A 23788-nucleotide genomic window follows, 5' to 3' on the forward strand; every position below is an offset into this window, starting at 1 on the left:
TCCCGATGTCTCCCAATCCGGCCTTCGCGCATGACCGCTGAACCGCGCATCGTGCGCGACGCTGAGCTGCAACACCGCAATACCTTCGGCGTGGCCGCGCGCGCGCCCTGGCTGGTGTCGATCGACGATGCCGCGGCGCTGCCGCAGGCCTTGCAGACCGGGCCGTTGAACGACGGCATCGCGCTGACCCTTGGCGGCGGCAGCAATCTGCTGTTCGCCGGCGATCCCGCCGGCGCCGTGCTCGAACTCAGCGGCCGCCGCATCGCGACCCTCGGCGGCGACGGCGATCGCGCGATCGTGCGCGCCGACGCCGGAGTGATCTGGCACGAGTTCGTCATGCACAGCCTCGCCCAGGGCCTCGCCGGCCTGGAGAACCTGGCGCTGATCCCCGGCACCGTCGGCGCCTCGCCGATCCAGAACATCGGCGCCTACGGCGTGGAAGTGCGCGATTTCGTGCATGCGGTCGAAGCCTTCGAACCGGCCAGCGGGCAATGGCATCGCTTCGATAACGCGGCCTGCGCATTCGCCTATCGCGACAGCCGATTCAAGCAATCGCCCGATCGCTATCTGATCACCGCGGTCGAATTCGCGCTGCCGCGCGCGCCCGCGCTCAAGCTCGACTACGCCGGCATCGGCGAGGAACTCGCGGCGATGGGCGTGAACACGCCGACGCCGCAGTCAGTGGCCGACGCGGTGATCGCGATCCGCCGGCGCAAACTGCCCGACCCGGCGGTGCTCGGCAACGCCGGCAGCTTCTTCAAGAACCCGATCGTCGCCGCCGCGCAGGCCGAGGCCTTGCTCGCGCAGCATCCGGCGATGCCGGTGTTCCGCGGCGCCGATGCCGACACGCGCAAACTGTCGGCGGCCTGGCTGATCGACGCCTGCGGCTGGAAAGGCCATCGCGACGGCGACGCCGGCGTGTCCGCCGCGCATGCGCTGGTGCTGGTCAACCACGGCGGCGCCAGCGGCCTGCAATTGCTCGACCTCGCCCGCCGCATCGCCGACTCGGTGCAGGCGCGGTTCGCAGTCGCGATCGAACCCGAGCCGCGCATCGTCGGCGCGCGCTGGTGAGCGCAACCCCGGCGCATCCGCTGCGTGCCGCCGGGCTGATGTTGGCGAGCACTTTGTCCTTCGGGGTCATGGCGATCGCGATCCGGCTGGCTTCGGCCTCGCTGCATACCTTCGAGATCGCGTTCTTCCGCAACCTGTTCGGATTGCTGGCGGTGTTGCCGCTGTTGCTGGGCGCGCAGCGCGCCGAACTGCGCACCAGGCAACTGCCGAAGTATTTCGTGCGTTGCCTGATCGGCATGTTCTCGATGCTCGCCGGGTTCTGGGCGCTGGGTCATCTGCCGTTGGCGCAGGCGATTTCGCTGACCTACTCCACGCCGATCTTCGTCACCATCGCCGCGGTGCTGTTCCTGCGCGAACACGTGCGCGCGCGGCGCTGGCTCGCGGTCGCGGCCGGTTTCATCGGCGTGTTGATCATCGTGCGGCCGGGCTCGGCGGAGTTCTCGGTCGACAGCCTGGCGGCGCTGCTCGCCGCGGTGCTCGGCGGAGTGATAGCGATCCAGATCAAGCAACTGTCGAAGGTCGATTCGGCCAACACCATCGTGCTGTACACCTATGCGTTCTGGGTGCCGATGTCGCTGCTGCCGGCCTTGTTCGTGTGGCAATGGCCGCACGGCATCACCTGGCTGTGGATCGCCGCCGCCGGCCTGTTCGGCACCGGCGGTCAGGTGCTGTGGACGCATGCGTTGAAGCTCGGCGAGGTCTCGGCGCTCACGCCGATCAGCTTCACCCAGTTGCCGCTGGTCGCCGCCGCGGGCTGGCTGTGGTTCGGCGAATCGCTGGACATCTACACGGTGATCGGCGCGGCGATCATTCTCGGATCGAACGCCTACATCGCCCATCGCGAAGCGGTGCTGGCGCGGCGGCGCGCGTCGGCCGCATCGACGGCGGGCGCGGTGCCTGGCGAGTAGCGAGGCAGCGAGCTGGGCTACCTGTAGGAGCGGCGCAAGCCGCGACCGCGCCCCCACCGATAACCGCGAAACCATCGTTCGCCGCGAACATGATCCAGCGCGGTCGCGGCTTGCGCCGCTCCTACAGTGCAATACGAAGCCACAGCGACCTGGGCTAGCTGTACCGCGAACCAACCGATCGCGACAAAACCGTCTTTCATCGCGAACGTGATGTGGCGCGGTCGCGGCTTACGCCGCTCCTACCCCGCGATGCGAAACCACTCGGTGACCGCGCGCTCATCGATCGCGGCGAATACGCACCATCGCGGCCGCGGCCCACGTCACATCCGTCCCCGCATCAGCGGCCGACACGTCACCGCCGACACGCAGTCGCAGTGACGCGGCACACGCGCGCGCAATAGGCGATGCGGATCACATGCTGCAGCGCACGAAGCCGCGCGCGCGCCGCGCCGTTTCGTGACGGTTTCAGGGGCAATAGCGGCCACCGGTAGCCGCATTCGCGGCCAATCTGCGGCGCGGCCGATAAACACGCGCCGTCGCGATTGACCCGTCACGTCGCCACCGCTATTCCGGACGCTGCAGTACGGAGGGGAACCGGCCGCGCGCACGCCCTAGCACGCGCCGAATACGCGTTTCGCTCCTCCCTTCATGACGATTCAAAGGAGAGAGACATCATGGCAGTAAGCCGCTATCTGGCCGTCGCCCTCGTGGGCGGCGCCGTCGCCTTGTCGAGCCTGCCCTCGCAGGCCGAACAGGGCGATTACGGATTTTTCCAGACCATTCGCAACCTGGTGTCGCCGCCCAAGGCCGACAACAAGGTCCAGGCCGCGCAACGCACCGGCCAATACCCGCTGCTCAGCCGCGACGCCGCGCGCGCCGACGGTTTCGACCCGGCCGCGTACTACCAATGGCAGACCGTGCAACTGCCGGCGGAAACCGGCGCGATCTGCGGCAACGGTTCGCCGTACAAGATCTTCGTCAACCGCGTGCCCAACACCACCAACACCATCATCTACATGGAAGGCGGCGGCGCGTGCTGGGACTACGCAAGCTGCACCGGCGCGACCGGCGTGCGCGGCGCGCGCAATCCCAACGGCGTGCCCGACGACTACATGAAGCTGCTCAACCCCGGCGCCAGCCTGGTCAGCCCGTTCGTGACGCGGGTGAGCCCGTTCGATGCGGTCAAGACCCAGAACTGGAACATGGTCTACGTGCCCTACTGCACCGGCGATATTTACAGCGGCGACAAGGTCGCGGTGTATCCCGATCCGAGTGGACAGCAGCAGCCGCTGGTGTGGCACCACAACGGCCTGCGCAATACCCGCGCGATGACCGCCTGGCTCAAGGACAACCTGCCGCGTCCGGGCCAGATGCTCAGCACCGGTTGCAGCGCCGGCGGCGCCGGCAGCCTGATCGCCTACGATTCGGTGCGCAGCGATCTGGCGCCGAGCAGCGCGTACCTGATCGACGACTCCGGCCCGATCTTCCCGACCCCGCGCAACGGCAATCCGGCCGAATACCCCTCGCAGCCGCTGATGAACAAGATCCGCGACGTGTGGGGCCTGGACGCGCCGAACGGCCCGCTGGCCTTCCTCGCCGCCGGTCTGCCGCAGATCGACCTCAACGAACTGGGTTCGATCTATCCGGCGCTGGCCAACAAGCACCGCAACGACCGCCTGGGCCAGACCCATTTCTGGCAGGACCTGAACTATTCGTCGTACTCGTACGAGCGTTTCCACGACGATATCGCCCAGGCGCCGAACCAGGCCGCGAAGGAAGCGCTGATCCACGCCAAGTGGGGCGCCGACACCACCCGCCTGGCCGCGCGCTTGAACACGCTGGACAACTTCGGCGGTTACTTCCCGCAGTACCGCGCCTTGAATGAGAGCCACTGCACGACCATCGTCGACTTCAAGAACGGCGACGTGCAGGCGCAGAACCTGGAGTTGAAGAACTTCATCGACAGCGTGCTCGACGGCAACGGCAAGGTGCTCGACGCCAGCGAAGCCAGCGACGCGGCCGACAAGGCCAAGCCGTTCAACCTGCTGTACTGGCTGGTCGACCAGCTGCTGGCCTGATGAGACGATAAGGCATGAATCGCAACATCCTCATGCTGGGTGTGGCACTGACCGTCGCGGCTTGCGCCGCGGCGGTCAGCCTGGGCTGGAACCCGCTGCGCCCGGCGCGCGCGCAGGCCGCGCCCACGACATCGACGGGAGCCGCGCTCGCCGCCGGCAATCCCGATCCTTCATTGCACAACCTGCTGGCGACGCCGAAAGCGCGCGATTACCAGCAACGCAAGCAGTTCCAGTCCGATGCCCACGACTTCTTCCGCAAGGCCGCCTCGCTCGGGCCGGCCGAACGCGAACGCCGCGCGCAGGCGCTGCGCGAGGACATCGAACGCTACGAAAACGCGAGCGAGCTGTCGGCCGGCGAATCGATGCTGCTGCGGGTCGGCCTGATCCAGGCCACCGTCGCCGACGAAGCGCAGCAGGCGGCGATGGTGCAGCAACTGGCTGCGCGTTACCGCGCCGATGCGCAACGCCGCGAGCAGCAGTGGATCGAACAGCAGCAGCGCGACACGAAGTTTCAGGCTTACAAGCAGCGCGAACGCGTGGTGGTCGCCGAGGTGTTGGCGATGCAGCAGATTCCCGGCGGCGTCACGCGCGACGAGTATCTGCGTCAGCGGTTGCAAGCGGAGCGGGAGCGGGTGTATCGGTGATTGCTGATTCGAGCAGCGATCATCGTCTCTGCTGCTCCGCCAGCAGATTTCGACAGGTCGTTGGTTCGGTTCCTATTTCCGGCACCCTGTTTTCGCGACCGCGTACGGATCGTGACAAATGCTCCCGTTTCTTTTTCGGGAACGCGGCGATCCGCGGGTAAAAGCAAATCCCCCCTAGCCCCCCTTTTTCAAAGGGGGGAAAGCTTCGGGAAGCTGCGTCTTGGTTTGGAATCGGCGCGCCATCTCGCCCTCGCAGCGTTGCACGTCAATCAGCCCACTTTGAAAAAGGGGGCGGCGCGCTGCGCACGCGAGATGTCTGTACTTCGCTCATTCGCGCGGGGGATTTGCTCTTCGTGCGGGGCGCGGTGATCTGCGGATAAAAGCAAATCCCCCCTAGCCCCCCCTTTTTCAAAGGGGGGAATGCTTCGGGAAGCTGCGTCTACTCGCTGTAACTACACCTCGTCGGCAACAATCACCCGATTACGCCCACTGCGCTTGGCCACATACAACGCCTGATCCGCGCGCGCGAAGGTGGCGGCGGTCTCCTCGCCCGCGCGATGACCCGCCAGGCCGATGCTGACCGTCAGCGGCAGGCCGACCGGCAGGTTGGCGATCGCTTCGCGCACGAATTCGCATTGCAGTTGCGCCTGCGCCGACGGCGCTTCGAACAGCATCAGGAATTCTTCGCCACCGTAGCGCGCGACGCTGTTGGGACCGGCCGAATACAGACGCAAGGCGTCGGCCACGGCCTGCAGGATGCGGTCGCCTTCGGGATGGCCGTGGACGTCGTTGATGAGCTTGAAATGATCGATGTCGAGCACCGCGACCTGCAGCGGCGCCGCCGCGTCGCTGCGCGCCACCGCCTGTTCCAGCGCCAGCGCGAACGCGCGGCGGTTCGGCAGGCCGGTCAGCGGGTCGGTGCGGGTCAAGGCGGTCAGGTCGGCGTTGCTGGCTTCCAGTTCGGCCTGGTACTGCAGCAGTTTGTGTTCGTACCAATCGCTTTCCTGCAACTGCTGCGCCAGCGCGCGGCTGACCCGGCGCAGTTCGAGCAGGCGCGAGGTCTGTTTTGACAAGGCCTGCAAGGCGTTGAACTGATGCGGCTGCAATTCGCGCGGCTCGCTGTCGATCACGCACAAGGTGCCGATCGCTTCGCCGCCGGGGGTGACCAGCGGCGAGCCGGCATAGAAACGGATATGCGGATCGTCGGTGACCAGCGGGCTGTCGAAAAAGCGTTCGTCGTTGCGCGCATCGGGCACGACCATGGTCCGGTTCGGCTCGAGGATAGCGTGTGCGCAGAACGCGAGATCGCGCGGGGTCTGCTGCGCGTCCAGGCCGATGCGCGCCTTGAACCATTGGCGATCGGCGTCGATCAGGCTGACCAGCGCGGTGGGCACGTCGCAGATCGCCGCGGCGATCGCAACCAGATCGTCGAAGTCCTGTTCCGGTGGAGTGTCGAGCACGCCGTAATGGCGAAGCGCTTCCAGGCGCGCGGTTTCGTTTGCGGGAATTTGCGGTTTGTGCACGGCACCACGTCCGGTAAGTGTCCGGGTTACGGCGCGTCGGCACCGTTTTCGCGGACGGCGGGTCACGGCGGCCAGTCTAACAAAACGGTCTGAACCGGCCGTTCCCGGCCCTGCCCGCGCCTGATCGGACAGCCGGATGCAGCATGCCGGCCCGGCGGCGTCAATGCGACTGGAGCGCAACAGCCTCAACCATCGATATCCGTCACAGCGATTGCGCGACCGTGGAACGGGGCGCTGCCGCACTGCCTGCAATGTCGAACCGATAGACTCACCACGGCAAGGCGATGCCGCGAACGAGCGCGGCGCCGGCCACGGATCGCCACGATGGAGGGCAAGGTGCAGGTGGAAACGAACAATTACGTCGAGCTCAAGAGCGAGATCCTCGACGGCATGCGCAGCTACCGCGAAGACCTCGCGCAGGACGGCGTCGATGCCGGCTACAGCGCGCAACAGATCGACGAATGCGAAGGCATCATCGACCGCTTTCTGGACACCATGAGCGCGGCGGCCGAACGCGGCGACAGCGCCGCCGCGCACGGCGCGGTCAAGGACGCGGTGTTGGGCTTGAATGCGCTCAATGCGCGCTGCGGGCACAGCCTGATCGAGACCGATCAGCGCGAAGGGTTATGCGAGTTGATCCTGGGCGCGGCGGTGGTGGCCGGCCTGTGCGCCGAGGGTGACGACATTACCGAGGAGTGGCGGGAGTGGTGAGTCGCGGCTGAAGGTTGCGATGCCGCGTTCGAGGTTCGTCGTTGTTGGATTTTTGCGGTCGCGGCTCACGCCGCTCCTACATGGGCTCCCTGTAGGAGCGGCGTGAGCCGCGACCGCGACACCACAACCATTGCAAAACCAGCCGACGCCCACGCAACAAAAAGCCGGGCCCGCGCACGGACCCGGCTTTTCGAATGCCGCGACTCAGCGCGCGGTGACCGTCAACGCCACCCGCAACGCCACCTTCGGCCGGATCGGATCGTCGCTGGCCACGCACACGTAGCCGCTGTGCGCGCCCGGCGCGAGGCCGGCGGTGTTGATGCGTACCCGGTTGGCGAAGCTGCCGTTGCCCGGCACCCGCCCGAACGCCCGCTGCGGCGCGCCGATCCACGGCGCTCCGCATTGGCTCTGCCCGTCGATGCTGTAAGCCAGCCCGGCGAAGCCCTCGCCAGCGCCCCAGCTACCGACACCGCCCGCGTTCGGCGCGATGGTGCGGAACTGGTTGTCGCCGGTGTTCGAGGCGAACCACACCCAGCGGTTGGCGAAGCTGGTGCGCGCGCTCACCACCAGCCAGTAGCGGCCCGGCGCGAGTTCGACGTTCTGGCCCGCGGCCGCCAGGTCCAGGGTGATGTTGGCGCCCTGCACGCTCACCCCGGTCGCGGTGGGCGCGGCGGTGTAGCTCCATACCGCGTTGCCGGCGAGCGGATTGCTGCTCGGGCTACCGGCGTTGTCGGCGTACACCGCCCAGTTCAAGCTCGCCGCCGTGCTCGCCAGCGGTTGCCCGCTGGAAACGAAGCCCGCCGAGAACAGCTTGGACAGCTGGGTGGTTTCAGCCAGGGTGAAGTCGTCGCTGGAGAACTGCGCCGGCACGCCGGCGCTGGCCGGGTCGGTATAGATCGTGCTGCGGAAGCCGCTGTTGACGCCTTCGGCGCTGGCGTCGATCAAGGTGCGCGACGCGGTGCCGGTGTTGTCGACCTGGAACTCGAGCGGCGCGGCGCTGGTGTTGCCGATGCTGAAGTCGGCGAAACCGCGGCTGCCGGCCGGCAGGGTCAAGGCGACCTGCGACGGGCTCAGCTCGATCGCCGGCGGCGGCACCGACACCGCGATCGGCAGATGCAGCTGCGGCGCGTTGCGGTTCAACAGCGGCTGCAGTTCGAGCTTGCCGAAGTGCCAGCTTCCGTCCTTGGCGAAGTTCTGGCTCAGCACCAACACGTTGACCGTGGTGCTGCTGCCCTGCGCCGAAACGAAGATCGGCGGGAAGGCGATGCCGTTGAGGCCCTTGACCTGCGCCAGCCACAATTCGGGCTTGCCCTGAGCATGGCGGAAGGTGCGCTTGAACGTGCACGAACCCACGCACTCGCTCTTTTCCAGACTCGCCAGATTGAGCGCGGACACATCGCCGCCGGTCGCCGGGTCGGCGGCCAGGAAGCGCGCGGTGGTCTCGTTGAGCACCAGACCGGCCTGGGTGGCGCGATCGACCTGGATCCGGCCCGAGCCCATGTCGAACGCGTCGGCGGGGGTGACCTCGTCTTCGCGGAACACCTCCTGCTTGGCGGTCATCATCAGCGCCGACTTGATCTCGGCCGAGGTCCAGGTCGGCTGCGCCTGACGCAACAGCGCGGCGGCGCCGGCCTGATGCGGCGAGGCCATCGAGGTGCCGCTGAGCAGGCCGACCAGGTTCTCGCTGCCGGTCAGGGTGGTGCCGGAAATCACCGCGAGCACGTTGACGCCGGGCGCGGTCACGTCGGGCTTGATCAGATCCAGGCCCGCGGCCGGTCCTCGCGAGCTGAACGCCGCGAGCACGTCGGGCGTATTCGGGATCGGCGACGGCGGGAAGTTGATGCCGCCGGTGGAGGTGTTGCCGTTGCCGGCGGCGAAATCGCGCAGCGCATCGCTGTCGGTCTGCGAGGCCATGAACGCCGGGATCGTTGTGCCCGGGACGCTGGGCGTGGTCAGGGCCGGCTGGTTGTTGGCGATCACCACCGCGACCGCGCCGGCGGCGGTGGCGTTCTGGATCTTGATCGAGAAGTTGCAGGTGCCGCGGCGGATCACCGCGACCGCGTTGCTGAAGGTACCGGCGGCGAACGGGTTGCAGCCGTCGTCGGCGGCATCGATGCCAGCGCTGACCCGCAGCGGCGTGGTCGGCGGCAACGACGCCGCGAACGCGGTGCCGCCGCTGCCCTCGGTCAGTTCGATCGCCTGCAGCGCCGGCGGCACGGCACCGGGGCCGGTCACCTGCAACAGATAGGCGAAGGTGCCGCGGCCGTGCTGGGCCGCCGCGGTGGTCGAGGTCCAGGGTTGGCGATGGCCGGTGGTGTTCGGGCCCGGACCGGAGTTGCCGGCCGCCGCGGCGATGAAGATGCCGGCGTCGGAGGCATTGAGGAAGGCCAGCGACACCGCTTCGCCCCACGGCGACGCGCCGCCGCCGATCGAGTAGTTGATGACGTCGACGCCGTCGGCGATCGCCTGGTCGACCGCCGCCACCGCCGAGGTGTTCGGGCATTGGCCCTGGTTGGTCGCGGCGATGGTATAGCAGATGTCGTAAGCGATGATGTTGGCGCGCGGCGCGACGCCGGAGATGCGGATGTCGCGGCCCTTGAAGTTGGCGGTCCAGGCGTTGCCGGCCGCGGTCGAGGCGGTATGGCTGCCGTGGCTGTTGGTGTCGCCGAAGCCGGGTTCCTCGCGCAGGCCGGCCACGCCGCAGGTATTGCCGGGCGGGCCGCAGACGAAGTCCCAGCCGCCGATCAGTTTGTCGTTGCAGCGGCCTTCGTCGACGCCGCCGGGCGCGCAGGTGCCGATGAAGTTGCCGCTGCTGTTGGGATTGACGTGGTGATACCCGGTGTCGTCGATCGCCGCGAACGCCGGGCTGCCGAAGTTGATGCCGGTGTCGAGAATGCCGACCACCACGCCTTCGCCGCGGAAGTTGGTCGGGTTGGCGTTCCACAACGCCGGCGCGCCGATCAGCTGCGGGCCGACGTCGGTGGCGAGCGGGTACTCGCGGTATTCCTCGACCAGTTCGACGCCCGGCAATTTGGCGATGCGCGCGGCTTCGTTCTGGGTCATGCGGGTGACCACGCCGTTGACCGCGTGGTGCATGCGCCGCTCGATCGCCAGCGGACGGCCGATCAGCGAGCTGATGCCGCGTTCGTGATCGCGCTGCACGGTGTCGAGATGGCGCACGTAGCTGCGCGCCTGGGCGCTGTGGACGTCGATGCGGCTGGTGCCGCCGCTCGCGCTCTTGGCCGCGGCGCTGTTGGCGTTCTGCGCGCCGGCCAGGCGCTGCGGCGCGGGCAGGCCGGCGATTTCGCCGTGATACGTGCTCAGCGGCGCTTCCTTGTACAAGACGATGTAGCGGCTGGTTTGCGTTTCCAGGCCGCTGTTGGCGCGTTGCGGCGATGGCGCGCCGCCGATCGCGCCGGCGTCGGCCGGGCTGTCGCCGCTCAGGCCGCGTACCGCGGCGCCGGCGAGCGCGGCCAGCCCGATCAGGCTGACGGCGATCGTCAATCGATTGACTGCATGTGGCATCGAGTGGTCCTCCACGTTCGTTCGCGAAGAGACCGCCCCATGCCTGCCCTGTCCAGGCACGTCGCGGTCCAGAGTTCAGGAGGGAGCATCGCCCCCGACGAATGCCGGCGGCCTGACGCCGCGGACGCAGCGACCGGCGCGGTGCACGCGTCGGCCGATTCCCATACGTCCCCGGCAGGCACTCCCCACCTGCGCACACACTGCGCGAGAGCGAAAGCTTACGGCGTGATCATCGGCACAGTTTCGGTGCCGTTGCAGATGGTTTTTCTGCATGTTTCAACGCCGCAACCTCATGAATCGGGATGCGGCGCTTCGCGCATTGCGCACGCGTCTTTCGCGAGCGGGCTTTGTTGCCGCCGTGCTTGTGCGTATGGAACCGGCGTGCTGCGGTGCATCGTGGCGAGCTGGGCGAACAGCGTCGGGGCTGAAGCCCCTCCCACAACAGACTTCGTGCTTACGACAACTCGCTTCGCCTTGATTCGACTCGACTCGAATCACCTTGGACCACCTTGCCTCGGTTCGTTTCGTTTCGTTTCGGTTCGGTTCGGTTCGGTTCGGTTCGATGCAATGTGATCGCACACCCCCGCAATCGATACGAAATCGGCGCAAGCCCGAAGCCGTTTGTGGGAGGGGCTTCAGCCCCGACGCCTTTCGTTCCGCCGCGTCGAATCACCCGACCCGAACACGCGACGCCAATTGCACCCAGCCGGGGCAGATGCGAAATCGATAACCCGCATCGATGCACTCTGATGTCGAAGCCGACAAAAAAACGGCGCCCTCACAGGCGCCGTCGTGTATCGCATCGCAGTATCAGGGCCGGCCGGTCGTTCACCCCACCGGCCGATCCCGCATCGGCGTCATCGCCTCCAAACCGGCAGCCGATGCGCCGCCTGGATCACCAGCCGAAACCCGCGCCGATGCCGACCGAGCTTTCCGAATCGCTGAACGCGCCGCCGACGGTGACCGTCGCGCGATCGCTGATCGCACGCTGGTAACCGATCGACAAGGCCTGCTCGCCGCCCTGGAAACCGGCGCCGACCGCGACCCGGTTGGTGGTGCGCAGGCCCGCGGCGCTGGCCGACATCTGCACCATCGCCGAGGTCATCGCGCCCATCCGGTCGATGCGCTGGTCCTGCTTGTTGAAACGCCAGTTCATGTCGTCGCGCAGGCGGTTCACCGCCTCGGTCGGCGCGGCCAGCATCTGGGTCACGCGCGCGTCGGTGTAGGTGTTGGCGCTGCGCAGCGTCGCCGCGTCGCCGGCCTGGACCTGGGCGACGTTGGCCGCGTCGGTCGGCGCGGTGCCGGCGGCGACGTTGGACACGCGCGTGCCGCCCGCGCCCTGCAGCGATACCTGGCTGCGCGAGGCGTCGTCGTAGGTCACCGACGAGGCCACGCCGGCGCCGACCCGGGTGTACAGATCGGTCAGGCGACCGTCGACCGCGGCGAACGCCGAGCCCACGTCGTTGTAGTTGCCGCCCTGGATCACGTAGGTCGGCGGGGTGAACAGGCCGCCGCCGAAGCTGGCGCCGCCGCCGAGCGCGCCGGTCAGCGTGTTGAGCTGCGACAGGTTGACCGCGTCGGTGTCGGCGGTGGCCGCGGCGACGTTGACGAGCTGGCGCTCGGCGCCGGCCGCGCCGATCGAGACGGTGTTGGCGCGGTCGGCCTGGGCGTTGGCGCCAAGCGCCACCGCGTTGTCGGCCGTGGCCGAGCTGTTGGCGCCGAGCGCGGTGCTGTTGACCGCGCTCGCGGAGCTGCCGGCGCCGTTGGCGGTGGCGAACTGGCCACTGGCGATGCTGCTCGAACCGCTGGCGGTCGCGAACTCGCCGTCGGCCACGGCGCTGTCGCCGATCGCGCTGCTGTTCGCGCCCGACGCGGTGGAACCGGTGCCGACCGCGGTGCTCTGGTCGCCGGACGCGGTGCTGCCCGCGCCGATCGCCGAAGCGCCGACGGCGCTGGCGGTCGCGCCGGCGCCGGTGGCCACCGAGAAGTCGCCGCTGGCGGTCGCGCCTTCACCGCAGGCCACGGCGCTGCCGCCGGGCGCGGTGGCGCCGCCGTTGGTGGTGCCGCCGAAGCCGTCGTCGAGCAGGCAGGGTTCGCCGGCCCAGGCCGAAGCGCAGACCAGCGACAGCGCGGTGGCGAGAATGGTTTTGTGGGTAATGTTCAAACGGTCCCCCGGAATGGTGTCGTGCGCCGCGGCGACGCGGTGATCGCGCGCGGCGGCGGAAAGATTCGTCGGCGCGGGCCGCGCATGCGGCCCCGCCGGGTTAATTCGGCATCGGACCCGGGCGCATGCCAGGGTCCGATGCGGCTCGCACTCAGGGAGCGGGCGTGACCGTCAGGGCCACCCGCAGCGCCGCCTTGGGACGGCTGGGATCGTTGCTGGCGACGCAGACGTAGCCCACGTAGCTGCCCGCGGCCAGACCGGCCGCGTTGATCTGCACCTGCGTGTCCATGCCCGCCGCCGGAGCGACCCGGCCGAACGCCCGGGTCGGCGCGCCGATCCAGCTCGCGCCGCAGTTGTTGGCGCCCTGCAGGCCATAGGCCAGGCCCGGAGCGCCGGCCAGCGCCGACCACGCGCCGCTGCCGTCGGGATTGACGATCAGCCCGCGGTAGACGTTGTCGCCGCTGGTGGCGTTGAACCAGAACCAGCTCGTCGCCAGCGGCGCGCGCACCGACACCACCAACCAGTAACGGCCCGCCGGCAGATTGACGTTCTGACCCGCGGTCGCGAGATTGAGGTTGATGGTGGCGAAGCCCGAGGTCGACACGCCCGCCGCGGTCGGCGCCGCGGTGTAGCTCCACACCGCCAACTGCGGCGTCGATTCCGAATTGCCCTCGGGGTTGTCGCCGACATCGCGGAAGATCGACCAGTTGATGCTCTGCGCGGTCGCGAGCGTGCCGCCGTTGACGAAGCCGTCAGCCCGGATCTGGGTGATCGCGGTCGCATCGGTCAGGGTGAAATCCTCCGCCGACAGCTGCGCGCGCGCACCGACCGTGGCCGCATCGGTGAAGCGGGTGGAACGACGGCCGTTGGCGCCGTTGCCGAACGTCGCCACCAGGGTGCGGCTGCCGGTACCGGTGTTGTCGATCTGCCAATCCAGGCTCGAACCGCCGATGTTGCCGATCCGCAGCGCGACCGAACCGCTACCGCCGGCCGGCAGCGACAAAGCCGTGGCCGCCGGGGTGGCGTCGATCTTGGGCGGCTGCACCGCGACCGCGATCGGCAGGCGCAACACCGGCTGCGTGGCATTGCCGCCGGACGGCGTCAACACCAGCTTGCCGAAGTTGAACGCGCCGGTCTGCGGCAACCCGTTGGTGCTGACGGTGATCTTGATCGACTTGGTTTCGCCCGGGTTGAGCGTGAACAGCGACGGCGAGACCAGCGCGCTCAGGCCCTGCACCTTGCCGGTCCAGGTCTGACGCGTGCTCAAAGTGTTGCGGACCACGCGGGTGAACGAGCACGAGCCGGCGCAGTTGAACTTGGCCATGCTCGGCAGGTTCAAGTTCGCCAGTTGACCGCCGGTGGCCGGGTTGGCCGCGAGGTAGTTGGCCTTGGTCTCGTTGAGCACCAGACCGGCGCGAATGGCCTGATCGATCTGGATGCGTCCGGCGCCCATCGCATGCGCGTCGGCCTGGGTGACGCCGTCCTCCTTCAGCACTTCCTGCTTGGCGGTCATCATCAGGGCCGACTTGACCTCGGCCACGGTCCAGGTCGGACGCGCCTGGCGCACCAGCGCGGCGGCGCCGGCATGATGCGGCGACGCCATCGAGGTGCCGCTGAGCAGGCCCACCGATTGTTCGCTGCCGCTGATCGCGGTGCCCGCGGTGACGGCCAGAACGTCCACGCCGGGCGCGGTGATATCGGGCTTGACCATATCCAGGTCGGCGGCGGGACCGCGCGAGCTGAAATCGGCCAGTTGGTCGGGCGTGTTGTGGATGATCACCGCCGGGAACGGAATGCCGCCGGTGGCGGTGTTGCCGTTGCTCGCGGCGAAGTCGCGCAGCGCATTGCTGTCGGCCTGGCTGGCGACGAAGGCCGGGACGGTCGCGCCCGGAACGGACGGGCTCAGCCCGGTGATCTGGTTATTGGCGATGACCACCGCGACCGCGCCGGCGGCCGCCGCATTGGCGACCTTGTCGGTGAAGTTGCAGGTACCGCGGCGAACCACCGCGATCGCGCCCTGGAAGGTGTTGGCCGGGAACGCGGCGCAGCCGTCGTTGGCGCTGTCGATGCCCGCGCTCACCCGGACCGGGGTGGTGCTCGGCAGCGAAACGGCGAACGGCGTGCCGCCATTGCCCTCGGTCAGCTCGATGGCCTGGACCGTGCCCGGCACCGCGCCGGGGCCGGAAATCGCCAGCACCCATTCGAAGCTGCCGCGGCCGTGCTGCGAGGCCGCGGTGGTGCCGACCCACGGCTCCAGGTGGTCGCTGGTGAACGAATCCGGGCCGTCGTTGCCCGCCGCTGCGGCGACGTAGATGCCGGCGTCGGTGGCGTTGAGGAACGACAGCGAGGTCGCCTCGCCCCACGGGTTGGAACCGCCGCCGATCGAGTAGTTGATGACGTCGACCACGCCGTCGGCGATGGCCTGATCGATCGAGCGCACCGTCGAGGTGTTCGGGCACCGGCCGCGACCGGTCGAGATCTCGGTGTAGCAGGCGTCGTAGGCGATGATGTTGGCGCGCGGAGCGACACCGGAAATACGCAGGTTGTTGCCGCGGAAGGTGGTGTTCCAGGCATTGCCGGCCGCGGTCGCGGCGACATGGCTGCCGTGACTGTTGGTGTCGCCGAAGCCGGGCTCCTCGCGTATGTCGGCCACGCCGCACTGGTTGCCGGGCGCGGCGCAGACGAAGTCGTAGCCGCCGATCAGCTTGTCGTTGCAACGGCCCTCGTCGACGCCGCCGGGCGCGCAGCTGCCCAGGTAGGTGCCGGCGCCGAGCGGATTGACGTGGTGATAGCCGCTGTCGTCGATCGCGCTGAAGGCCGGGCTGCCGAAGTTGATGCCCGAGTCGATGATGCCGATCACCATGCCCTCGCCGCGGTAGGCGGTCGGGGTGGCGTTCCACAGCGCCGGCGCGCCGATCAGGCCGGGGCCGACGTCGGTGGCCTGGTCGTACACCTGATAGGGCTCGACGAAGCGGACTTCGTCCAGTTGCGAGATGCGGTCGGCCTCGGCCGGGGTGAGTTCGGTGACGATGCCGTTGAGCGCATGGCGCATGCGGAAGTCGACGCGCGGGCTGCGACCGAGCAGGCCGTGGATGCGGCGCTCATGATCGGCCTGGACCCCGCCCAGGTACTGCACATAACTGCGCGCGGCCGCGCTCTGCACGTCGATGCGACCGGCGCCGCCGACGGCGCTGGGCAGGCGCTTGGGCGCCGCCAGGCCTTTGAGTTCGCCCTTGTAGGCACTCAACGGCGCTTCGCGATAAACCACGATGTAACGCTGCTGATTGAGCGTGGCCTCGCCCGCCAACGAAGGCGCCGGAGCGCCACCGATCGCCGCCTTTCCGGCGCCGCCCCCACCGCTCAGTCCGAACACGCTGGCGCCGGCGATCGCGGCTACCGCGGCGATACCGAGCGCAATCGAAGATTTCTTCAACACCTGCTGCATCTGAAACGTCCCCCACTCCAGTTTGCAAAACAATCCGCTCCGCCCGCGCACATGGCGCAAGCGGAGTGGTCCGTGATCATGATTCGACTGCCGAGGTGTCACACGCGGGTAAAAACCACCCCTGATATCCACAACGCGTGCCAGTCGACACTACCCCACCCCAGGCGTGCGACGCGAGTGCCGTTTCTGATGAACGGGTCATGCAGCGGCCCGACCAGCGGTCGCTCGGCGACCGCTTCGGGCTTGACAAGGCGGGATCAGCGCGCCGACGCGCGGGTCAGCGTTTCGGCCACGGACGCAGCAGGCCGCCGCGATAGACCACCAGGTACACCGCGACCACCCAGGCCGTGGCGACCGCCCAACCGGCGAGGATGTCGGAGGGGAAATGCACGCCCAGGTACAGGCGCGAGAAGCCGACCAGCAGCACGAACGGCGCCATCACGATCAGCACCGGCCAGCGCCAGCGGGTCGACCAGCTGAGCAGGATCAAGGTGGCCGCCAGGGTCATCGACCCCATCGCGTGCCCGCTGGGAAAACTGTAGTTGTGTTCCGGCGCGATCGATTCCCACAGCGATGGACGCTCGCGGGCGAAGAACTGCTTGGCCGCGATATTGAGCAGCCCCGAGCCGCCGAGCGCGATCGCGGCGAAGATCGCTTCGCGGAAACGGCGCAGCGCGACCAGCACCACGACCAGGCCGATGTCGAACGGCACCACGCCGTACTGATAGCCCAACTGCGAGACAATCACGAACAGTTTGTCGTAGCCCTCGCGGGTCAGGCCGTGCGCGTACTCGAGCACCGGCACGTCGAACACGATGGCTTCCTGCTCGTGGATTTCGTCGGCCAGTTCGGCGAAGCCCCACAGCGGCAGCAGCAGGCCGGCGAACACCAGCAGCAACAGCCAGCCGTGCCGGCGCAGCACCGCCGCGCCGAAGCGGGTGACCTGCTGCACGGCGTTGGCGTTCGAACCGCCCCGGACCGCGGCGGCCTGATCGGCCGCGGCGGCGCGCTCGGCCGCGGCGCGCGACTCAGGCGCCGGCGACACGGGCGTTGTAATTGCGTTCGACGTAGCTGTCGATCAGCGCGACGAAGTCCTGGGCGATGTGTTCGCCACGCAGGGTCACGGTCTTCTCGCCGTCCTCGAACACCGGCGCCGACGGGGTCTCGCCGGTGCCCGGCAGGGAAATGCCGATATTGGCGTGACGCGATTCGCCCGGGCCGTTGACGATGCAGCCCATCACCGCGAGGGTGAGGTTCTCCGCGCCCGGATGGGTGATCTTCCACTCCGGCATCTTGTTGCGCACGTGTTCCTGCACGGTCTGCGCCAGCTCCTGGAAGAAGGTGCTGGTGGTCCGGCCGCACCCCGGGCAGGCGGTCACCATCGGGGTGAACGCGCGCAGGCCCATGGTCTGCAGCAGTTCCTGGGCGACGATGACTTCGTTGTTGCGCGACTGCCCCGGTTCGGGCGTCAGCGAAATGCGGATGGTGTCGCCGATGCCTTCCTGCAGCAGCACGCCGAGCGCGGCGCTGGAGGCGACGATGCCCTTGCTGCCGATGCCGGCCTCGGTCAGGCCCAGGTGCAGCGCGTAATCGCCGCGCGTGGCCAGTTCGCGATACACCGCGATCAGTTCCTGCACGCCGCTGACCTTGGCGCTGAGCACGATGCGGTCGGCCGGCAGGCCCAGTTCGACCGCGCGCGCGGCCGAATCCAGGGCCGAGCGGATCAGCGCCTCGCGCAGCACCCGGCCGGCGTCCCAGGGTTCGGCGCGGGCGGCGTTCTCGTCCATCAGCTGGGTGGCCAGGGCCTGATCCAGCGAACCCCAGTTGGCGCCGATGCGCACCGGCTTGCCGTACTTGATCGCGAACTCGATCAGGGTGGCGAACTGACTATCCTTCTTCTTGCCGAAGCCGACGTTGCCGGGGTTGATCCGGTACTTCGCCAGCACTTCGGCGCAGGCCGGCTCGGCGGTGAGCAGTTGATGGCCGTTGTAGTGAAAGTCGCCGATGATCGGCACCTCGATGCCCATCATCGCGAGTTTGTCGACGATCCGCGGCACCGCCGCGGCGGCCTCGACGGTATTGACGGTGATGCGGACCAGTTCCGAGCCGGCCCGCCACAATTCGCCGATCTGCTTGGCGGTGGAGGCGACGTCGGTGGTGTCGGTGTTGGTCATCGACTGCACCACCACCGGCGCGCCGCCGCCGACCTGGACCCCGCCGACCGTCACCGATCGGGTCAGGCGTCGCGGCAGGGGGCCGAAACCGGGATGGGCGCAGGGCAAGGCGGCATCTGAATTCATGGCCGGCATTGTAACGCCGGGGCACGCGGCTTACGTGTCGCTGAGGTGAAGCGCGGGGGGAACGGTGTGGTGCGGCGGGTCGCGGGGTTGCATGGCGCGGGCTCCGCGAAGCCAGGGCAAGGCCAGCGCAAGGCGAAGGCCGGCAGGCGGTGAAGCCGGTAGCGAGCTCACCGCGATACCATCGACAGCGACGAGGCTGCAACGAAATACGCATCTCCCAGCCCGTCAAAAAAAGCGCACCTACGCCCGCCCCCTGCCACCAGCCACACCATCAAATGCCCCCCAGCCAAGCCGACGAAGTCCTGACCCCCAGCCAGCTAAACGCCCTGGCCCGCGACCTGCTGGAAGACACCTTCCCGCTGATCTGGGTCGAAGGCGAACTGGGCAACCTGTCGCGGCCCTCGTCCGGGCATCTGTACATGACCTTGAAGGACGCGCGCGCCCAGGTCCGCTGCGCGATGTTCAAGCCCAAGAGCAGCTGGCTGAAATTCGTCCCGCGCGAAGGCCTGCGGGTGCTCGCGCGCGGCCGGCTGACCTTGTACGAAGCGCGCGGCGACTACCAGCTCGTGCTCGATCACATGGAAGAGGCCGGCGAAGGCGCGTTGCGGCGCGCGTTCGAGGAACTCAAGGCTCGGCTCAGCGCCGAAGGCCTGTTCGACAACGAGCGCAAGCGCGAACTGCCGCGCTTCCCGACCCGTATCGCGGTGATCACCTCGCCCAGCGGCGCGGCGGTGCGCGACGTGCTGAGCGTGCTGGCGCGACGCTTCCCGCTGGTCGAGGCCGAGGTGCTGCCGGTGCCGGTGCAGGGCGACGGCGCGGCCGAGCGCATCACCTCGATGCTGCAGCGCGCGCAGGCCTCGCAACGTTATGACGTGATCGTGCTCGCGCGCGGCGGCGGTTCGCTGGAAGACCTGTGGGCGTTCAACGACGAACGCCTGGCGCGCGCGATCGCCGCGTCCGCGGTGCCGGTGGTGTCGGCGATCGGTCACGAAACCGACTTCAGCCTGGCCGACTTCGCCGCCGACGTGCGCGCGCCGACCCCGTCGGTCGCGGCCGAACTGCTGGTGCCGCAACGCGACGACCTGCTGCACCGCCTGCGCGTGCTCGACGCGCGCTTGGCCAATCTGCAAGGCCAGCGCCTGCGTCAGGCGATGCAACGCACCGACCGCGCCGGCCTGCGCTTGAACGCGCAACGGCCGCAGGCGCGGCTGGCCGCCTTGCGCAGCCGTCAGGACGACGCATTGCGCCGGCTGCAGCAGGCCTGGAGCCTCAAGCTCGAACGCGAACGCGCGCATCTGCGACACGCCGACGCGGTGCTGCGCGCGCGCCACCCGCAACGCCGCATCGCGCAACTGCGCGAACGCCTGGGCGCGCTCGCCCTGCGTCCGCAGGCGGCGATCGCGCGGCGCCTGCGCAACGACGCGCTGCGCCTGCGCGGACTGGCCCGCTCGATGGAGGCGATCAGCCCGTTGGCCACCGTCGCCCGCGGCTACGCCATCGTCCAGCACGAAGACGGGCGGGTGGTGCGCAGCGTGCTCGACGCCGCGCCGGGCGATCGCCTCACCGCGCGGGTGCACGACGGGCAGTTGAAAGTCCGGGTCGAGGACTAAGGACTTACAGTCGGCCGAGGCGAAATCGCTTACCACCCCATGCTCGCAGGATCGACCGATCGACCGATCGCCGCGAGTTGGAGAGGTTTTTTGTGGGAGGGGCTTCAGCCCCGATGCTTTTCGATCAGATCGCCCGAATCTCGAAGCCGATTTGTCGAAGCGACCGGAACGAAAAGCATCGGGGCTGAAGCCCCTCCCACAAAAGGCTTCGCGGCGTTACCTGATCTGGTGAAGCGGCCACCGCCGATCCGCACCGTTCCACCACCATCGCCCACCGCTAACACCGTTTGCGCGAGGATCGGACAATTCGGGCCAGGCCCGCATCCGGAGTCCCGCATGACCAAGGCGTCCGACCTGTTCGTCGCCGCGCTCGAAGCCGAGGGCGTGCAATACGTCTTCGGCATTCCCGGCGAGGAAAACCTCGACCTGCTCGAATCGATGCGCACCTCGACGATCGAACTCGTCCTCACCCGCCACGAACAGGCCGCCGGCTTCATGGCCGCGACCTACGGCCGCCTCACCGGCAAGGCCGGCGTATGCCTGTCCACGCTGGGACCGGGCGCGACCAACCTGGTCACCGCCGCGGCCTACGCTCAGCTCGGCGCCATGCCGATGCTGATGATCACCGGGCAGAAACCGATCAAGACCAGCAAGCAGGGTCACTTCCAGATCGTCGACGTGGTCGACACGATGCGCCCGCTGACCAAGTACACCCGCCAGATCGTCGCCGCCGACAGCATCCCGGCGCGGGTGCGCGAAGCCTTCCGCCGCGCCGAGGAAGAACGCCCCGGCGCGGTGCATCTGGAACTGCCGCAGGACATCGCCGGCGACCCGACCCAGGCACGGCTGATCCCGGCCTCGTTCTCGCGCCGCCCGGTCGCCGAGGACAAGGCGATCGAACGCGCCGCCGAGGCGATCGCGAACGCGCGCCATCCGATCCTGATGATCGGCGCCGGCGCCAACCGCAAGACCACCTCGAAAACCCTCGACGCCTTCGTCGCCAAACTCGGTATCCCCTACTTCACCACCCAGATGGGCAAGGGCGTGCTCGACGAAGAAGGCCCGCTGTGGCTCGGCAACGCCGCGCTGTCAGACCACGATTTCGTCCATCGCGCGATCGACGCGGCCGACTGCATCATCAACATCGGCCACGACGTGATCGAAAAACCGCCGTTCTTCATGCGCGAAGGCCGGCGCACGGTGATCCACGTCAACTACGCCAGCGCCGAGGTCGACGCGGTGTATTTCCCGCAGATCGAAGTGATCGGCGACATCGCCCATTCGGTGTGGCGATTGTCCGAAGCGATCGAGCCGCAGCCGCACTGGGACTTCGCCTTCTTCGATCGGGTGCGCACGGCGATGCTCGAACACCTGCGCGACCGCAGCGACGACGACCGTTTTCCGCTCGCGCCGCAACGCATCGTCGCCGACCTGCGCAGCGCGCTGTCGCCGCGCGACGTGGTCTGCCTCGACAACGGCCTGTACAAGCTGTGGTTCGCGCGCAACTACCGCTGCCGCGAACCCAACACCCTGTTGCTCGACAATGCCCTGGCGACGATGGGCGCCGGCCTGCCCTCGGCGATCGGCGCGCGCATCGTGTGTCCGGACCGCAAGGTCGTCGCGGTCTGCGGCGACGGCGGTTTCATGATGAATTCGCAGGAACTGGAAACCGCGGTGCGGTTGGGCCTGGACCTGGTCGTGCTGGTGCTGCGCGACGACGCCTACGGCATGATCAAGTGGAAACAGGCGCACGAACGCTATCCGAGTTACGGCATGGACCTCGGCAACCCCGACTTCGTCGCCTATGCGCGCAGCTATGGCGCGCGCGGGCATCGGCCCGAATCCAGCGATGCGTTCCTGCCGTTGTTGCGTGAGGCCTTGGAAACGCCGGGCGTGGATGTGATCGAAGTTCCGATCGATTACCGCGACGACGACCGCATTCTCAACGAAGACATTCCGCGTCTGGCCGCGGCGGTGCAGTGAGCGAACCTGCTCGCGGCCCGGCCCGATCCTCGATGCGATCAATCTTCCCGACCTTGACTAGCCAGGAGAACCCAATGGCCAAGCCGAACAAGAAAAACACCGCCAAGCCCGCCAAGGGACTCAAGACCAGTTACCCCTACTACCTCGCCAACCGCCCGGTCGCCGCCAACACCGAGTTGGAGGTGCTGGACAAGTACACCGGCAAGCGCGCGACCCGGGTCGCGATGGCCGACGCGGCCGCGGTGCGCAAGGCGATCGTCGCCGCGCACAAGGCGCGCGAGGCGATGGCCGCGTTCACCCCCGACCGTCGCCGCGATGTGCTCGAACACTGCGTGCGTCGCTTCAGCGAGCGCTTCGAAGAACTCGCGCTGGCGCTGTGCATCGAAGCGGGCAAGCCGATCAAGGACGCGCGCGGCGAAGTCACCCGCCTGATCGACACCTTCCGCATCGCCGCTGGCGAAGCCACCCGCATCGACGGCCAGATCATCGAACTGCAGATCTCCGAACGCACGCGCGGCTATCGCGGCATGGTCAAGCGCGTGCCGATCGGGCCGTGCAGTTTCATCACCCCGTTCAATTTCCCGTTGAACCTGGTCGCGCACAAAGTCGCCCCCGCGATCGCCGCCGGCTGCCCGTTCGTGCTCAAGCCGGCGATCAAGACCCCGATCGGCGCATTGATCATCGCCGAGGTGCTGGCCGAGACCGACCTGCCCGAAGGCGCGTTCTCGGTGCTGTGCTGTTCCAACGAGGATGCGTCCCTGCTGGTCGAGGACGAGCGGATCAAGTTGTTGAGCTTCACCGGCGGCCTGATCGGCTGGGACCTCAAGGCGCGTTCGGGCAAGAAGAAAGTGACGTTGGAACTCGGCGGCAATGCCGCCTGCATCGTCGATGCCGATCCGGGCGTGAGCCTGGACCATGTGGTCGAGCGGCTGGTGTTCGGCGCGTATTACCAAAGCGGTCAGAGCTGCATCAGCGTGCAACGCATCTACGCGCATGCCGACATCTACGACAAGCTGCGCAAGAAGCTCAAGGCCGCGATCGGCGCGCTACGCATGGGCGATCCGCGGGTCGACACCACCTTCATCGGCCCGGTGGTCGACGAAGACGCGGCCAAGCGCATCCAGTCGTGGATCGACGCGGCGGTCAAGGGCGGCGCCAAGCGCATCAACGGCGGCCCGCGCGAAGGCAACATGATTCCGGCGACCCTGCTGGAGAAAGTCCCGCACGACGCCGACCTGTACCGCAAGGAAGTGTTCGGGCCGGTCGCGCTGATCGAACCGTTCGACGATTTCGACAGCGTGCTCGGCGAGGTCAACAACAGCGATTTCGGTTTGCAGGCCGGCGTGTTCACCGGTCGCCTGGATCACGCGATGAAGGCCTGGGACCTGCTCGACGTCGGCGGCGTCATCGTCGGCGACGTGCCGAGCTTCCGGGTCGACAACATGCCCTACGGCGGGGTCAAGGATTCCGGCCTGGGCCGCGAAGGCGTGCGTTATGCGATCGAGGACATGAGCGAGCAGCGTTTGCTGGTGATTCGCGATCCAACCGAAGCGAAGTAACCCCGGCCGTCTCCGAAGCCAGTCCCCGCCAGAACCATTACTGCAACGCTGCCGGAAGCCGCGAGCCCCGCTTCGCTTCCGGCGGTCGCTATTGACGTATCTCCGGCTGCCTCCGAGGCTCTGCCTTTCCAAATCCCCACGGCAGCAACACTCCCAAACCAGGAGTCCTGAGACGCTCGGCGCCCACTACCAAAAAATCTTCACCCCCGCTAACCCCACCCATCACAGCGGCGCGTTTCACTTCCCAGGTCCACACACCAGGGAAGC

14 protein-coding genes are annotated in these 23788 nt (G+C 68.1%); 8 read left to right on the forward strand and 6 right to left on the reverse strand.

Annotated elements, in window-relative coordinates; translation table 11 throughout:
- Positions 1-30: 30 nt before the first annotated feature.
- The 4 genes from murB to AC3A4T_RS00995 all read left to right on the forward strand — a co-directional run bounded on the left by murB (position 31) and on the right by AC3A4T_RS00995 (position 4701).
- Positions 31-1071: a UDP-N-acetylmuramate dehydrogenase gene (gene murB / locus AC3A4T_RS00980; protein WP_487673686.1), complete on the forward strand. Its 1041-nt coding sequence runs from the start codon at positions 31-33 to the stop codon at positions 1069-1071.
- Between the two features lie 38 nt (positions 1072-1109).
- On the forward strand, positions 1110-1979 hold the full coding sequence (locus tag AC3A4T_RS00985) for a DMT family transporter (protein ID WP_487674024.1): 870 nt from the start codon (positions 1110-1112) through the stop codon (positions 1977-1979).
- A 674-nt stretch (positions 1980-2653) separates the two neighbouring features.
- A complete protein-coding gene (locus AC3A4T_RS00990; RefSeq protein WP_487673687.1) occupies positions 2654-4057 on the forward strand; it encodes a pectin acetylesterase-family hydrolase in 1404 nt (467 codons plus the stop codon).
- A 14-nt stretch (positions 4058-4071) separates the two neighbouring features.
- Positions 4072-4701: a hypothetical protein gene (locus AC3A4T_RS00995; RefSeq protein WP_487673688.1), complete on the forward strand. Its 630-nt coding sequence runs from the start codon at positions 4072-4074 to the stop codon at positions 4699-4701.
- A gap of 452 nt (positions 4702-5153) precedes the next feature.
- On the opposite strand, the gene AC3A4T_RS01000 is transcribed toward AC3A4T_RS00995, so the two are convergent.
- Positions 5154-6224, reverse strand: coding sequence for a sensor domain-containing diguanylate cyclase (locus AC3A4T_RS01000; protein ID WP_487673689.1), 1071 nt, complete (start codon positions 6222-6224; stop codon positions 5154-5156).
- A 324-nt stretch (positions 6225-6548) separates the two neighbouring features.
- On the opposite strand from AC3A4T_RS01000, the gene AC3A4T_RS01005 reads away from it, so the two are divergent.
- A complete protein-coding gene (locus AC3A4T_RS01005; protein WP_487673690.1) occupies positions 6549-6935 on the forward strand; it encodes a hypothetical protein in 387 nt (128 codons plus the stop codon).
- A gap of 204 nt (positions 6936-7139) precedes the next feature.
- On the opposite strand, the gene AC3A4T_RS01010 is transcribed toward AC3A4T_RS01005, so the two are convergent.
- The 5 genes from AC3A4T_RS01010 to ispG form a co-directional block, all read right to left on the reverse strand.
- Positions 7140-10460, reverse strand: coding sequence for a S8 family serine peptidase (locus AC3A4T_RS01010; protein WP_487673691.1), 3321 nt, complete (start codon positions 10458-10460; stop codon positions 7140-7142).
- Positions 10461-11355: 895 nt separating this feature from the next.
- Positions 11356-12624, reverse strand: coding sequence for a YadA-like family protein (locus AC3A4T_RS01015; protein ID WP_487673692.1), 1269 nt, complete (start codon positions 12622-12624; stop codon positions 11356-11358).
- Between the two features lie 151 nt (positions 12625-12775).
- On the reverse strand, positions 12776-16069 hold the full coding sequence (locus AC3A4T_RS01020) for a S8 family serine peptidase (protein WP_487673693.1): 3294 nt from the start codon (positions 16067-16069) through the stop codon (positions 12776-12778).
- 277 nt (positions 16070-16346) lie between these two features.
- Positions 16347-17021, reverse strand: a complete 675-nt coding sequence (locus AC3A4T_RS01025) for a phosphatase PAP2 family protein (protein WP_487674025.1) — start codon at positions 17019-17021, stop codon at positions 16347-16349.
- A gap of 76 nt (positions 17022-17097) precedes the next feature.
- The gene (gene ispG / locus AC3A4T_RS01030) at positions 17098-18369 is read right to left on the reverse strand and encodes a flavodoxin-dependent (E)-4-hydroxy-3-methylbut-2-enyl-diphosphate synthase (RefSeq protein WP_056111654.1); all 1272 of its coding nucleotides are present in this window, start codon (positions 18367-18369) and stop codon (positions 17098-17100) included.
- A 275-nt stretch (positions 18370-18644) separates the two neighbouring features.
- On the opposite strand from ispG, the gene xseA reads away from it, so the two are divergent.
- From xseA to AC3A4T_RS01045, 3 genes are all read left to right on the forward strand, one after another.
- Entirely contained in the window at positions 18645-19979 is a 1335-nt protein-coding gene (xseA, locus tag AC3A4T_RS01035) for an exodeoxyribonuclease VII large subunit (RefSeq protein WP_487673694.1), read from the forward strand.
- A gap of 336 nt (positions 19980-20315) precedes the next feature.
- A complete protein-coding gene (locus AC3A4T_RS01040; protein WP_487673695.1) occupies positions 20316-21962 on the forward strand; it encodes an acetolactate synthase large subunit in 1647 nt (548 codons plus the stop codon).
- A 74-nt stretch (positions 21963-22036) separates the two neighbouring features.
- Positions 22037-23521, forward strand: a complete 1485-nt coding sequence (locus AC3A4T_RS01045) for an aldehyde dehydrogenase family protein (protein WP_487673696.1) — start codon at positions 22037-22039, stop codon at positions 23519-23521.
- Positions 23522-23788 lie beyond the last annotated feature (267 nt).

Source organism: Lysobacter sp. Soil_N_51 (genome assembly GCF_057655755.1).

Bases quoted from the DNA above. Each gene is read 5' to 3' on its own strand.
- murB (WP_487673686.1), top strand. From the start codon at position 31: ATGACCGCTGAACCGCGCATCGTGCGCGACGCTGAGCTGCAACACCGC.
- AC3A4T_RS00985 (WP_487674024.1), top strand. From the start codon at position 1,110: ATGTTGGCGAGCACTTTGTCCTTCGGGGTCATGGCGATCGCGATCCGG.
- AC3A4T_RS00990 (WP_487673687.1), top strand. From the start codon at position 2,654: ATGGCAGTAAGCCGCTATCTGGCCGTCGCCCTCGTGGGCGGCGCCGTC.
- AC3A4T_RS00995 (WP_487673688.1), top strand. From the start codon at position 4,072: ATGAATCGCAACATCCTCATGCTGGGTGTGGCACTGACCGTCGCGGCT.
- AC3A4T_RS01005 (WP_487673690.1), top strand. From the start codon at position 6,549: ATGGAGGGCAAGGTGCAGGTGGAAACGAACAATTACGTCGAGCTCAAG.
- AC3A4T_RS01010 (WP_487673691.1), bottom strand. From the start codon at position 10,460: ATGCCACATGCAGTCAATCGATTGACGATCGCCGTCAGCCTGATCGGG.
- AC3A4T_RS01020 (WP_487673693.1), bottom strand. From the start codon at position 16,069: ATGCAGCAGGTGTTGAAGAAATCTTCGATTGCGCTCGGTATCGCCGCG.
- ispG (WP_056111654.1), bottom strand. From the start codon at position 18,369: ATGAATTCAGATGCCGCCTTGCCCTGCGCCCATCCCGGTTTCGGCCCC.
- xseA (WP_487673694.1), top strand. From the start codon at position 18,645: ATGCCCCCCAGCCAAGCCGACGAAGTCCTGACCCCCAGCCAGCTAAAC.
- AC3A4T_RS01040 (WP_487673695.1), top strand. From the start codon at position 20,316: ATGACCAAGGCGTCCGACCTGTTCGTCGCCGCGCTCGAAGCCGAGGGC.
- AC3A4T_RS01045 (WP_487673696.1), top strand. From the start codon at position 22,037: ATGGCCAAGCCGAACAAGAAAAACACCGCCAAGCCCGCCAAGGGACTC.